This is a genomic window from Mitsuaria sp. MSU3D (genome assembly GCF_056867975.1).
On sequence record NZ_CP200314.1, the window covers coordinates 1,498,889 to 1,512,196 of the forward strand.

Consider the following 13,308-nt stretch of genomic DNA (forward strand, 5'->3'; position numbering starts at 1 on the left):
ATGTGGAAAGACACTAGCCGCCACCGTAAACCGCCGCGCTAGCATCGCGCGCCATGCGGATCCTCCTCGTCGAAGACGAAAAGCCCCTGGCCGACTGGCTGGTGAAGGCGCTTGCCCAGAACGACTTCGTCGTCGACTGGGTCGACGACGGCCGGCTGGTGCTGAACCAGCTGGCCGCCACCCGCTACGACGCGATGGTCCTGGACCTCGGACTGCCCGGCCTGGGCGGCCACGAGGTGCTGGCGCGACTGCGGGACGCCGATTCGCGCGTCCCCGTGCTGGTGCTGACCGCACGCGACTCGCTGATGGAACGCGTCAGCACGCTGCATGAAGGCGCCGACGACTTCCTCGCCAAGCCGTTCGAGTTGCAGGAACTCGAAGCCCGACTGATCGCGCTGATCCGCCGCTCCCGCGGCCGCGATCAGCCGCGCTTCGCCTGCGGCCCGCTGGTCTACGACGCGGCCTCCAAGCTCTTCACGCTGGACCGTGAACCGCTGGCGCTGTCGCCGCGCGAGCACGCGGTCCTGCGCACGCTGATCCAGCACAGCGGCGAGCCCATGTCCAAGCAGGAAATCCTGGAGCGCCTGTTCTCCGACGAGCAGGACGTCCGGCCCGAGGCCGTCGAGGTCCTCGTCCACCGGTTGCGCCGCCGCATCGAGTCCGGCAAGGTCCGCATCACCACATTGCGCGGCCTGGGCTACGTGCTGGAAGCGATGTGAAACGCCTCGGCCTCCGCTGGCCCTCGCTCCCGACCCGCTGGCACCGTTTCAGCGTCCGCCGCACGCTGCTTGCGCTGGTGCTGCCGGTGATGCTAGCCGCCGTCGGCATCGAGCTGGCGCTGACCTGGGGCACCGCGCTGCAGGCGGCCAACTCCGCCTACGACCGCTCGCTGCTCGGCGCGATCAAGGCGATCGACAGCAACGTCTCCACCGAGACCGGCGGCCTGTCCGTCGAGATGCCGTACCGGCTGCTGGAGTTCTTCGAGCTCACCGCCAGCGGGCAGGTCTTCTTCCGCGTCAGCACCGAGGACGGCCTCGTCGAGATCGGCAACGCCGGCCTGCCGCTGCCCGGCCAGCCGCTGAAGACCGGCGTGCCGCGCTTCATCGATGCCGAGTACTTCGGCGCCCCGGTGCGCGTGGGCGCGTGGGCGCGCGAGCTCGATCCCGAACGTCCCGGCCGACGGATGATCATCCAGGTGGCCGAGAGCACCAACTCGCGCAACGCGTTCTCGCGCGCGCTGCTGCTGCAGGCGGTGTGGCGCGACCTGCTGACCGTGTCCATCGTCGCCGGCACCCTGGCGCTGGTGATCGGCTGGGCGCTGCGGCCGCTGGAGCGGCTGCGGCGGGAGGTCGAGGCGCGTGCCGACGACGACCTGTCGCCCGTCGACGAGACCGAGGTGCCCGCCGACGCCGCGCCGCTGGTGCGCGCGATCAACCATCACCTCGCCCGGCAGCGCGAGTTGATCGACGGCCGACGGCGTTTCGTCGACGACGCCTCGCACCAGTTGCGCACGCCGTTGGCGACGCTGGCCACGATGGTGGGTTACGCGCGTCGCGAGCGCGACCCGGAGCGGCTCGCCGAAGCGCTGGCCGCGCTCAAGGGCCAGATCGACGACACCGTGCGTCGCACCAACCAGATGCTGGCGCTGGCCCGCGCCGATACCGCGGCGGTGGCAATGACGCCGCTGGCGCTGGACCGTCTGGCCGATCGCTGCGCGCGCGAATCCTGGCCGCTGGCGCGGGAGCAGGGCATCGACCTCGGCTTCGATCACATGGGTGGGGACATCGTCGTGCTGGGCCACGAAGGTCAGTTGCGCGAGGCGCTGCTGAACCTGCTGCACAACGCGCTGCGCTACACGCCGCGCGGCGGTGCGGTGACGCTGCAGGTCGGGGTGGAACGCAGGCAGGCACACCAGGCAGCCGGGCAGGGCGTGCAGAGCGGAAAGAGCGGAAAGAGCGAAGAGAGCGGAGAACGCGCGCACTGGGCCGTGATCCGTGTCGTCGACGACGGCCCCGGCATTCCCGCCGACGAGCGGCCGCGCGCGGGCGAGCGCTTCTTCCGCGGCAGCAACGTGGACCTGCCGGGCTCGGGACTGGGCCTGGCCATTGTGCGGGCGATCGTCCGTCGCCACCTCGGCGACATGGAGATCGCCGCGGCGCGTCTCGACGCCGACGGCCTGGAGCGCGGTACCACCGTCACGCTGCGGCTTCCGCTGCGCGCGACGGCGGAATTTCCTTTCACGCTGAAAGCCGGTTGAAAGCGCCGCTTTCCTAGAGTTCGTCACCAGCAGGTGGCGGGCGACCGCGCGGCCCTGTCGACGATGCGCGAGCGTTCGCGATCGACGACGGCCGGCGGCGATACAGACCACCGCGAGGAGACAAGACATGCGATCGATCTCGACCTGGGCGGCCACGCTCATGGCGGCTGTCTGGCTGACCGCGTCCGCCGGTGTCACGGCGCAGCCGGGCCGTGGCGCCTCGGCGCCCGCCAGGATGCCCGCCATCGCGCCGATGCCGGGCGGCGACACCGCGCCCGAATGCATCGCCCCCGCCAAGCCCGGCGGCGGCTTCGACCAGAGCTGCAAGCTCGCGCAGGCCGCGTTCCAGCAGGCCGGCCTCACGACGACGCCGATGCGCATCAGCTACATGCCGGGCGGCGTCGGCGCGATCGCCTTCGACCAGATCGTCACGCGCCGCCCCGCCGAGCCGCGCACGCTGGTGGCCTTCTCCAGCGGCTCGCTGCTGAACCTCTCGCATGGCCGCTTCGGCAAGCGTAGCGTCGACGACGTGCGCTGGATCGCCGCCATCGGCGTCGACTACGGCGTGGTCCTGGTCGGCCGGCAGTCGCCGTGGAAGACGCTGCCCGAGCTGCTCGCCGCGCTGAAGGCCGATCCGGGCCGGATCAGCTTCGCCGCCGGCGGCACGATCGGCAGCCAGGACTGGGTCAAGTCGGCGCTGGTCGCCGGGGCCGGCGGCGTGGACCACAAGTCGATGCGTTTCGTCGCCTTCGAGGGCGGCGGCGAAGCCATCGCCGCGCTCAAGGGCGGCCACGTCCAGGTCTACATGGGCGACGCGTCCGAGGTCTTCGACAAGCTCGGCGCCGGCAGCCCCTTCCGCGCGCTGGCGGTGCTCGCCGACCAGCGCCTGCCCGGCCCGCTGTCCGGCGTGCCGACGGCGCGCGAGCAGGGCGTCGACATCGTCTGGCCCGCGATCCGCGGTTTCTATGTCGGGCCGAAGGTCTCGGACGGCGACGTCGCCGCCTGGACCGCCACCTTCGACCACCTGATGGCCGCGCCGGCCTTCGCCGAGGTCCGCGCGCGCCACGGGCTGTTCCCGCTCGCGCTCACCGGCCCGGCGTTGCGCGACGTCATCGACCGGCAGAACCGCGAGTACGTCGAGCTCGCCACCCGTTTCGGCCTCAGACGCTGAGCGCGTCGAAGCGGCGGTCCCGCTTCCCGTCCCTCCGATTCCCCCAGACCCGGGCCTCACCGCGTGAGGACCGCGGGCGCCCCTGCGTCCGGATTTTTTCAACGACAACAAGGAGACTCCCTTGACATCCTCCCGCAAGACCCCGATCCGACTGAACACCCTGTGCGCCGCCGGCCTGTTGGCCCTGTGCGCGACACCGTCCGCCTTCGCGCAGAGCAGCGTCACGGTCTACGGCATCGCCGATGTCCTGCTGGAATACCGCGACCACATGAACGCCGCCGGCGACCACCGCTTCGGCCTGACGTCGGGCGGCATGAACACCTCCCGCTGGGGCCTGCGCGGCGCCGAGGACCTCGGCGGCGGCTTGAAGGCCGTGTTCCAGCTCGAGGCCGAGGTCGCCTTCGACACCGGCATGGCGGGCTCGTCCTACTGGGGCCGCCAGGCCAACGTCGGCCTGGAGGGGGAATTCGGCCGCGTCGTCGCCGGCCGTTCCTACACCACCACCTACGACTTCCTGCTGCCGTTCGACCCGATGGGCTACGCGCCGTTCTACTCGTGGGCCACGTCCGGGGGCCAGATCGCGACGCTGCCGCGCAAGGACGGGATGGCCACGGGCATGTCCAACCTGATCAAGTACCAGGGGACCTTCGGCCCGGTGAAGGTCGGCGCGACCTACGCGCTCGGCGAGGTCACGGGCTCGGACTCGGCGGGCCGCTTCTTCGCGCTGGCGGGCGCGTACACGGCGGGGCCGTTCTCGGCGACGCTGGTTGTCGATCAGCGCAACGGCGCGACGATCGCCGCCAACGGCCGCCACGACAAGGAAAAGGCGCTGCACTGGGCGGCGTCCTATGACTGGAAGCCGGTCAAGCTGTTCCTGGCGCAACGCGTCTACAGGAAGGCGTTCGCGGTCGGCGGCGCCGATGCGAAGAGCACGATGACCTGGCTGGGCGCGACCTGGCAGGCGACGCCCGCGCTGAGCATCACGCCGGCCGTGTACTTCCAGAACATCTCCAGCGGCGCCAGCGGCACCGACGATCCGAAGCTGTATGCGCTGCGCGCCAAGTACGAGCTGTCCAAGCGCACCAGCCTCTACGCGGTCGCCTCGACGGCGAAGTCGGGCGACGGCGGACGGGTCAGCGTCTCGCGCGACGACAACGGCTTCGGCGATTCGCAGTCCAGCGTCGGCCTGGGCATCCAGCACCGGTTCTGACCGGCGTCGGCACGTCGGTCCGGACCGCACCGGTCCGACGTCGCCGTCACTGCGAGGCCGCGATCGATCCGCCCTGGCGCGTATCCGCTCCGTTCAACCCGCCGCGGGCGTGTCCGGCACGACGATCGATTCCCCGATCGCGTAGAACTGGCCGCCCGCGATGTAGTGCAGCGTGCGCAGCTCGGGCGGCGCGGACTCGAAGTGCCAATGCCCGTCGCTGAACACGCGGGCATCGGCCCAGGCCGCGACGACCTCGCCGATGAACAGGTCGTAGATCCACTGGTTGCGGGGCTCGGGCAAGACCCGGCACACCAGCCACGCGGCGCAGCCGTCCACCAGCGGGACGGGACCCGCGGCGGCGCCGTCGGGGCCGACGCCCGCATCGGCCGGGAGGTCGACATCGACCAGCCTCGCCCCCGCGTGGGCGAGCTTGTCCGCATCCTGATGCAGGCTGCGATTGCCGAGCCGGTGCGTCAACTCGGCCTGAGCGGCCGTCGGCACCTGCAGCACGAAGAAGCCGCTGGCCTCCACCAGTTCGCGCGTGCGCGTCGCCTTGTCGAGCACCACCGTCACCTTCGGCGGCTGGAAGTCCAGCGCGCAGGACCAGGCCGCGGCCATTGCGTTGCGCACGGCGCCGTGCGCGGCGGACACCAGCACGGTCGGCCCGTGGTTGAGCAGCCGGTAGGCCTTGTTCAGCGGGACCGGCGCGACGTGTTCGTTCAGGAGTTCGTTCAAGAGCGTCTTCATGGCGGCGACCATTGTGACGGCGGTCGCCGGACCTTGCTCCTGCGCGTGATTCAGCCCTCCGGCCCTCAGGCGCTCACGCCGGCGGCGGCGCGGTCTGCCCGGGCAGCAACCCCTCGGCGCGCAGGCGCGACAGCACGTCGAAGAGCAGCTCGCTCTTGATGCCGTAGGCCGCGCGCGGCGAGTTCACGAAACCCGACGCGTTGAGCACCAGGTTCGTCCCGTCCACGCCGTCGAGCTGCACGTTCGGCGCCGGTGCGGACAGCACGCCGCCGTGCGCCTGGAACGCGGCCAGCACCAGCGCCTTCACGCGGTCGGTGTCGGTGGCCAGCGGCATCGGCAGCTTGAACTGCACCATGCCCAGCGACTCGCCGTAGGTGACGTTGCGGACGATCTTGGTGATGAACTCGGAATTCGGCACGATCACCGTCGAGCGGTCGCCCATCTGGATCTCGGTGGCCCGCACGCTGATGCGGCGGATGTCGCCCTCCACGCCCGACAGCGACACCCAGTCGCCGACCTTCACCGGCCGCTCGGCCAGCAGGATCAGGCCGGAGACGAAGTTCTGCACGATCGACTGCAGGCCGAAACCGATGCCCACCGACAGCGCGCTGGCGACCCAGGCCACGCTCTGCATACTGAATCCGGACGCTCGCAATGCCGCGGCGATGGCGACGACGGTGCCGATGTATCCGAACAGCGTCGTCGTGGACGAGCGCATGCCGATGTCCATCCGCGTGGTCGGCATGTAGCTGTTGGTCAGCCAGGCCTTGAGCAGCCGCACCGCGCCCAGGCCCGCGAACAGCACGGCCAGCGCCTGCAGCAGCTTGATCGGGTTGAGCTGCAGCGTGCCGATGGTGAGGCCGTCCTGCAGGCTGCCGGAGCGGCGCACCAGGTCCATCGGCCCTTCGCCATACGGCGCGAGCAGCAGCAGGAGCGCGAAGAAGGCGATCGACACGCGGCAGACGGCGGACAGCAGCAGGGCGGTCTGCTCGCGCGTGCGCGGCGGCGCGGGACCGTCGGCGGCGGCGGCGGAGGAGGAGGTGCCAGGTCTTGCGTTCGGGCCGCCCTTGTTGTCGCCCTTGCCATCGTTCCTGCCATCGTTCCTGCCATCACCCGACGTCGCCGCCGACGAGGGCGAGGGCGAGGGCGCCAGCAGGGTCATGAAGAGGTCGTCGACCAGCACCGTCAGCAGGTAGGCGCCGCCGATCACGATCAAGCCCCACACCACCTGGTTCAGCACGAACATCGCCAGCGACACGAAGCCGGTGAGCAGCGCGAGCGTCGCGCCCACCAGCGTCAGCCACGCGGCGGCGCGCAGCACCGACAGCCACAACGGACGGATCGTCAGTTCTGGATGGTTGCCAGTACCGGCATCGGCGACGGCGGCGTTGTCCTCCGCGACGCCGGCATGCCGGCGAAGCTGCGCGATGGCCGCTCCGAGCACCATGATGAAGGTCAGCGACGCGAGCGTCTGCACGGCGCCGTTGCCCGACGCGCTCAGGTCCAGCGTCGCCGCGGTGCGGGACGAGAGCCAGCCCAGCACGACGGCGCCCGCGAGCGTGCGCGGCAGCCAGGCCAGGCGCGACGCGGCGATGTCGGGCACCGGCAGCAGCCGCCACGACGGCTTGCGCGCCATCAGCAGCGCCGCCCCGAGACCGGCGATGAAGCCGCCGAACCAGACGATCATTTCCGCCGTGTCCAGCCACTGGGCGAGCGAGTCCGGACCGTCCGGTGCGCCGTCGACGAGGCTGGCGGTCAAGGTCAGCACCAGGCCGTGGGCGATCAACCCCGGCCGCAGCGTGCGCAGGATCACCTCGCTGATCGCGAACAGCGACCGGCGCAGGCGACCGGGCGGGATGCGCGTCGCGCACAGGCGCGCGGTCAATCGCCGGGCGCCGAGGCACAGGACCAGCCACGCCGCCACCGCGGCGACGAAGGTCGCCCAGGCCGAGGCCGGCACCGAGGACCACAAGGCCCCGAACTCGATCCCGAACACGCGGGCGCGTTCCACGTCGGCCGCGCGATCAGCGCCCAGCGCCCGCCAGAAGCCCGACTGGAGCAAGGACGGCACGCGCTCGCCCAGACGGGCGCTCAGCTGCAGCCGCTGGGCCGCGTTGGCGTTGCGCAGTGTGCTGTCGGCCTGTCCGCCGAGGTCGTTGGCGACCTTCACCTGACCGTCGATCGTGGCGACTTCGCGTCCCAGTTGCGCGCGCAACTGCGCCACCTCGGGGGTTTCCTTCACGTCCGCCTGGGCCGTGCCGAGTTGCGCGAGCCGGTTCTTGGCATCGTCCAACTTCGGCTGAAGCGCGGAGCGCGCCTGGTCGATGCGCGACTTCACCCGTTCGACCTTGTCCTTGATGGCGTTCAGGTCCTCGGTCGTCAGTTCCTTGCCCGGCTTGGGCTGGGCCGCCTTGAGTTCCGTCCGGGCCAGGTCGAGCAGCTTCGCGGGGTCGGTCGGCTCGGGCGCCGGGTCTTGCGCCAAGGCGAACGCCGGGATCGCCGCCACGGCGGCGCACAGCAGCCATGTGGCGAGCATCCGCGAGGCTCTCGCGGTCAGGTCCTTGATCCGTCGCATCGTGAGTCGTGAGTGGAGGTGCGCCAGGAGGGCAATCCGCCTGCCTGCCCGTCGTCCCGGGCGCTCTGCGTCCAATGGGCCAGCGATCCGTCGGGTTAGCGCCCCCGCGGCGCCGGCGAGCGCGGCCAGCGGGTAGAGTCACCCTCAACGTTCACGAGGACCCGCCATGACCACTGCTTCCTATCCCGATACCCGCCTGCTGATCGCCAACGAATGGGTCGACGCCGCCGGCGGCAAGACCATCGACGTGCGCAACCCTGCGACCGGCGCCGTGATCGGCAAGGTCGCGCATGCGAGCAAGTCGGACCTGGACCGCGCGCTCGAAGCGGCGCAGAAGGGCTTCGAGGCCTGGCGCAACGTGTCCGCGCACGAGCGCGCCGCGACGATGCGACGCGCCGCCGCGCTGCTGCGCGAGCGCGCACCCGAGATCGCCAAGCTGCTGACGCAGGAGCAGGGCAAGCCCGTCGGCGAAGCGAAGGTGGAAGTCCTCGCCGGCGCCGACATCATCGAGTGGTTCGCCGACGAAGGCCGCCGCGTCTACGGCCGCATCGTGCCCTCGCGCAACCTGGCGGCGCAGCAGCTCGTGCTGAAGGAACCCGTCGGGCCCATCGCCGCGTTCACGCCCTGGAACTTCCCCGTCAACCAGATCGTGCGCAAGCTCGGCGCGGCGCTGGCCACCGGCTGCTCCTTCCTGGTGAAGGCGCCGGAGGAAACCCCCGCATCGCCCGCAGCGCTGCTGCAGACCTTCGTCGACGCGGGCGTGCCGCCCGGAACCGTCGGCCTCGTCTTCGGCGACCCGCATGAAATCTCCAGCTACCTGATCCCCCATCCGGTCATTCGCAAGGTCACCTTCACCGGCTCCACCCCCGTCGGCAAGCAGCTCGCCGCGCTGGCCGGCGCGCACATGAAGCGCGTCACCATGGAACTCGGCGGGCACGCGCCCGTGATCGTCGCGGAAGACGCGGACGTCGCCCTCGCCGTCAAGGCCGCCGGCGCAGCGAAGTTCCGCAACGCCGGGCAGGTCTGCATTTCGCCGACGCGCTTCCTCGTCCATAACAGCCTCAAGGACGAGTTCACCGCGGCGTTGGCGAAGCACGCCCAAGGACTCAAGCTCGGCGACGGGCTCGCCGAAGGCACCACGCTGGGACCGCTCGCCAATGAGCGACGCGTCGTCGCCATGTCCAAGATCGTCGCGGAAGCCCGCGAACGCGGCGCCAAGATCGCCACCGGCGGGGAGCGCGTCGGCAGCGCCGGCAACTTCTTCGCGCCCACCGTCCTGGCCGATGTCCCGCTCGACGCGTCCGTGTTCAACGACGAACCCTTCGGGCCGATCGCAGCCATCCGCGGGTTCGATACGCTCGAGGAAGCCATCGCGGAAGCCAATCGGCTGCCGTTCGGACTCGCCGGGTATGCGTTCACGAAGTCCATCAAGAACGCCCATCTGCTCGCGCAACGCATGGAGGTCGGGATGCTGTGGGTCAACCAGCCCGCCACGCCGTCCGCGGAAATGCCCTTCGGCGGCGTGAAGGACTCGGGCTACGGCTCGGAAGGTGGGCCGGAGGCGCTGGAGGCCTACCTCAATACCAAGGCGGTGTCGCTGCTCGGGGTTTGATCGGCGAGCCCACTCCGGTAAGCCTTGCGCGGGCTCTACACGGGGCATGGGGCGCCCCTCCAGGGACCCCAAGCCCCATTCCGGCCCCACAAGCGCTCGCTGCCCTCGTCTTCATGCGACGAGACGAGGCCACCATACCGTGATCACGCCCTGCACGCAGATCCAACCCCACAGCAACACCACCGCTTCGCGCGTGGCGTGCTGTCGGGGACGGATCAGGCCACTCGCAAGTCGCGCGGCGTAGTACAGCGCCAGCATTGAGGCGACAGCGATCTGCAGGCCTTGCAGGCTGTGCAGCGCGGCAAGCGTGCCCGTCCACGCATCCAGCGTCGGCGGTCGTTCCGCCGGCCAGGCCGTCCTCAGGCCGCTGTAGAACGCCAGCACCGCCAGGCCGAAGGCCGGTGCAAGAAGTACGGCACGCCACCTCGAGACCGGCGCGCGCCTGGCGCCGAGCCCCGCCCACACGACGACCACCAGACTCAGCGCGTAGCCCAGCGTCTGCTGGAACAAGGTCGCGGGGCTCGCCAACCCGACTCCCGGCGGCGGGCACACGTCCAGCTTCATCGCCGCATGCAGATGCGCGAAAGCCATCGACGCAAAGATCGTCGCCTCCACCACGATCAGGATCACCACAGCCCAGAACGACGGCGCCTGACGCCCCGTCACCCCCATCGGCAGGATCACGCCATCCGCCGCCTCGGCTTCCTCGAAGGGCGGCGCGCGGTCCGTCTGCCACAACCACGCCCAGATCGCGACGATCGCCAGGACGCCGCCCGCCACGGTGCCGCTCACGTGTTTCACCGTCATCAGCAGGAAGAAGGCCGCCGTCCCGATCGCCGCCAGCAGCGGCCACAGGCTGTCCCCCGCCAGCGTCACGATGCGCAGCGGATGCGCCTGGGCAGGACTGGTCAACAGCGTCTCGCGGTCGCCGGTGATCGTGCCGGGCAACCAGTGCGCGCCGGCCTCGACCTCCTCATGCAGCGCGGGCCGGTGCCACAGCGGCTCGTGGTGCTCGACGTGCGGAATGCTGCGCGTGCCGTAAGCCTCGCTGGGCAGCCACTCCAGCGTCGAGGAGCGCCATGGGTCGTCGTGCTCCTGCTCCGGCCCCAGCTGGCTGCGCACGAGGTCGATGACGAAGAGCAGCACGCCCGCGGCGATGATGAAGGCGCCGACGGACGAGAGCAGGTTCGGCAGTTCGAGTCCCAGCCCCGACGGGTAGGTGTGGACCCGCCGCGGCATGCCCAGCATGCCGGCGATGTGCATCGGGAAGAAGGTCAGGTGGAAACCGCCGAAGATCAGACCGAAGACCCAGCGGCCCGCGCGCTCCGACATTGCGCGCCCCTTCCACAGCGGAATCCAGTGGTAGAGCGCCGCGAACATCGGCAGCACCATGCCGCCGATCAGCACGTAATGAAAATGCGCGACGACGAAGTAGGTGTCGTGCACCTGCCAGTCGATCGGCAGCAGCGCCAGCATCACGCCCGTCAGGCCGCCCACGACGAAGGTGACGAGGAAACCGATGAGGAACCAGGTCGCCGTGGTCCATTGCAGCCGGCCGCGCCAGAGCGTGCCTATCCACGCGAAGATCTGCAGCGCTCCGGGGATCGCGATGGCCACGCTGAAGATCGAGACCAGGCTCAACCCCAGTCCGCCGAGGCCCGCGGTGAACATGTGATGCAGCCACAGCAAAAAGCTCGCCGCGCCGATGGCGACCAGCGCTGCGCTGACCGCGTGGCGGCCGATCAGCGTGGTCCGCGCCAGCGCCGGCACCATCGTCGAGACCAGCCCCGCCGCTGGCAGGAAGATGATGTAGACCTCCGGATGCCCGAAGAACCAGAACAGGTGCTGCCACAGCAGCGGATCGCCGCCCCGCGTGGCGTCGAAGATCGGCCAGTCGAAGGCGCGTTCGATCTCCAGCAGCGCCGTGCCGGCGATCACGGCGGGGAAGGCCAGCACGATCATCAGCCCCACCACCAGCATCGACCACGCGTAGACCGGCATCCGGCCCAGCGTCATGCCCGGCGCCCGCGTCATCAGGATGCCGGTGATCAGCTCGATCGCGCCCGCGATCGCGCTGATCTCGATGAAACCGATGCCCAGCAGCCAGAAGTCCGCGTTCAAGCCCGGCGAGTACGTCGCGCCGCTCAACGGCGGATACATGAACCAGCCCGAATCGGGCGCCAGTTGCCAGAACAGCGTGGCGTAGAAGGCCAGCCCACCGATGGCGTACATCCAGTACGAATAGGCCGACAGGCGCGGGAAGGGCAGGTCGCGCGCACCCAGCATGTTGGGCAGCAGGAAAACGGCGATCGCCTCGACCATCGGCACGGCGAAGAGGAACATCATCACCGTGCCGTGCATCGTGAACAGCTGCTGGAAGACCGGCGCGCTGAACAGCGTCTGCCCCGGCGTCGCCAGTTGCGCTCGCATCAGCAGCGCCAGGACACCGCCCAGCAGCAGGAACACGAACGCCGTCGCGATGTAGAGCTTGCCGATGAAGACGTTGTTGACGCTGCCGATCACGCCCCAGCCCTTCGGCGGCTCCCAGGCGGCGCGCAAGCGCTCGAGCTCGCCCTCCGGCCTCGGCAGGCGATTCTCCGGCCGGCGGGCGCCGGGCGACGGCACCTCGTTCATGTCGCGCGTGGCGCTGGTGGCGCGCACGTCGGCCGCGCCGCTCACGCCGGCTGCACCGCCCACGCCGTCCATGCTGCCGGCGTCGCTCATGGCGTGGACGCGACCAGCGGCCGCTCCGTTCCGCCGCCTGCGACGGGTGGTCCGGCGAGGAACTCCACCATCGCGTCGATTTCGTCCGTGCGCAGGTGCCGATAGGACGGCATGCGCGCGCCCGGCTTCACTGCCTGGACGTCGCTGATCCACTGTCGCAACGCCGTGCGCGGATCACCGAGCGGATCGCGATTGCGCAGCGCGCCGGCCCCCAGCCACAGCCGACTCGCCACATGGGTCAGGTCCGGACCGAGTGGCGGTGCCGCCTGCAGACCCTGACGCACGTCGCCGGCCGTGTGGGTGCCCCGCACCGCATGACAGGCGGCGCAGCCGTTCTCGCGGAAGAGCGCGGCGCCTCGCAGCGCCTGTCGCGAGACCGGCTCCGGCGCGGCGCCGGCCTGCGCGCGCCGCCATCGCGCGAACTCTTCCGGCGGCATCGCGACGACCTGCAGCACCATCGCCGCGTGCTGGGTGCCGCAGTACTCCGAACACGGTCCGCGGAACACGCCCGGCTGCGACGCGGTGAACGTCAGCCGGTTGAGTCGTCCCGGCACCATGTCGACCTTGCCGCCCAGCGCCGGCACCCAATAGCTGTGGATCACGTCCTCCGAGGCCAGCGTCAGGGTCACCGGACGGCCGACCGGCACGCGCAACTCGTTGGCCGTCGCGAAGGCGGGCGCGTCGGGCTCCGCGTCGTACCGCATCGCCCACCACCACAGGTGTCCGGTGACGGCCACGCGCAGCGCGCCCGGCGGTGACGGGTCGTCCAGGCCGAAGGCGCGCCGCTCGCCGTGGAGCAGCAGGCCGCCGAACACCAGGACCGGCAGCACCAGGCCGCCGCCCCAGAGCCACAGCGCCGTCGACACGGGCCGGCGGCCCTTCCACCACAGCGCCGCGGCCAGGCAGGCCATCGCGAACACGAAGGCGAAGGCGCAGACGATCAGCGTCGTGGTCATGACCTCGGCCAGCGCCTGCGCCTGCGGGCCGGCGGGCCGGAGCATGCCGCCCGCGC

Annotated in this window: 9 protein-coding genes; 5 read left to right on the forward strand and 4 right to left on the reverse strand. The window is 70.7% G+C overall.

What is annotated here, in order from left to right; genetic code table 11:
* Window positions 1-53: 53 nt before the first annotated feature.
* From AC1VNM_RS06790 to AC1VNM_RS06805, 4 genes are all read left to right on the forward strand, one after another.
* Complete coding sequence (locus tag AC1VNM_RS06790; protein WP_377155182.1) at window positions 54-719, forward strand: response regulator; 666 nt, start codon at window positions 54-56, stop codon at window positions 717-719.
* Window positions 716-2,257, forward strand: a complete 1,542-nt coding sequence (locus AC1VNM_RS06795) for a sensor histidine kinase N-terminal domain-containing protein (protein ID WP_483106317.1) — start codon at window positions 716-718, stop codon at window positions 2,255-2,257. Before AC1VNM_RS06790 ends, AC1VNM_RS06795 begins: the two co-directional genes overlap by 4 nt.
* Before the next feature lie 127 nt (window positions 2,258-2,384).
* Window positions 2,385-3,428, forward strand: coding sequence for a tripartite tricarboxylate transporter substrate binding protein (locus tag AC1VNM_RS06800; protein ID WP_483106318.1), 1,044 nt, complete (start codon window positions 2,385-2,387; stop codon window positions 3,426-3,428).
* A 121-nt stretch (window positions 3,429-3,549) separates the two neighbouring features.
* Complete coding sequence (locus tag AC1VNM_RS06805) at window positions 3,550-4,638, forward strand: porin (protein WP_483106319.1); 1,089 nt, start codon at window positions 3,550-3,552, stop codon at window positions 4,636-4,638.
* A gap of 93 nt (window positions 4,639-4,731) precedes the next feature.
* Here the strand turns inward: AC1VNM_RS06805 and AC1VNM_RS06810 are convergent, their stop codons facing one another.
* On the reverse strand, window positions 4,732-5,361 hold the full coding sequence (locus AC1VNM_RS06810) for a flavin reductase family protein (RefSeq protein WP_483109251.1): 630 nt from the start codon (window positions 5,359-5,361) through the stop codon (window positions 4,732-4,734).
* Window positions 5,362-5,458: 97 nt separating this feature from the next.
* Window positions 5,459-7,960, reverse strand: a complete 2,502-nt coding sequence (locus tag AC1VNM_RS06815) for a mechanosensitive ion channel domain-containing protein (RefSeq protein WP_483106320.1) — start codon at window positions 7,958-7,960, stop codon at window positions 5,459-5,461.
* Between the two features lie 166 nt (window positions 7,961-8,126).
* On the opposite strand from AC1VNM_RS06815, the gene AC1VNM_RS06820 reads away from it, so the two are divergent.
* Window positions 8,127-9,572, forward strand: coding sequence for an NAD-dependent succinate-semialdehyde dehydrogenase (locus AC1VNM_RS06820; protein ID WP_483106321.1), 1,446 nt, complete (start codon window positions 8,127-8,129; stop codon window positions 9,570-9,572).
* Window positions 9,573-9,683: 111 nt separating this feature from the next.
* Here the strand turns inward: AC1VNM_RS06820 and AC1VNM_RS06825 are convergent, their stop codons facing one another.
* Window positions 9,684-12,296, reverse strand: a complete 2,613-nt coding sequence (locus AC1VNM_RS06825; protein ID WP_483106322.1) for a cbb3-type cytochrome c oxidase subunit I — start codon at window positions 12,294-12,296, stop codon at window positions 9,684-9,686.
* Window positions 12,293-13,297 (reverse strand): cytochrome c oxidase subunit II, encoded by a 1,005-nt coding sequence (coxB, locus tag AC1VNM_RS06830; RefSeq protein WP_483106323.1) that lies wholly within the window; start codon window positions 13,295-13,297, stop codon window positions 12,293-12,295. The genes AC1VNM_RS06825 and coxB overlap by 4 nt, the downstream gene beginning before the upstream one ends.
* Between the last annotated feature and the right edge of the window lie 11 nt (window positions 13,298-13,308).

Excerpts from the sequence above, each read along its gene's own strand:
- AC1VNM_RS06790 (WP_377155182.1), top strand. The coding sequence starts at position 54 with ATGCGGATCCTCCTCGTCGAAGACGAAAAGCCCCTGGCCGACTGGCTG.
- AC1VNM_RS06800 (WP_483106318.1), top strand. The coding sequence starts at position 2,385 with ATGCGATCGATCTCGACCTGGGCGGCCACGCTCATGGCGGCTGTCTGG.
- AC1VNM_RS06815 (WP_483106320.1), bottom strand. The coding sequence starts at position 7,960 with ATGCGACGGATCAAGGACCTGACCGCGAGAGCCTCGCGGATGCTCGCC.
- AC1VNM_RS06820 (WP_483106321.1), top strand. The coding sequence starts at position 8,127 with ATGACCACTGCTTCCTATCCCGATACCCGCCTGCTGATCGCCAACGAA.
- AC1VNM_RS06825 (WP_483106322.1), bottom strand. The coding sequence starts at position 12,296 with ATGAGCGACGCCGGCAGCATGGACGGCGTGGGCGGTGCAGCCGGCGTG.
- coxB (WP_483106323.1), bottom strand. The coding sequence starts at position 13,297 with ATGCTCCGGCCCGCCGGCCCGCAGGCGCAGGCGCTGGCCGAGGTCATG.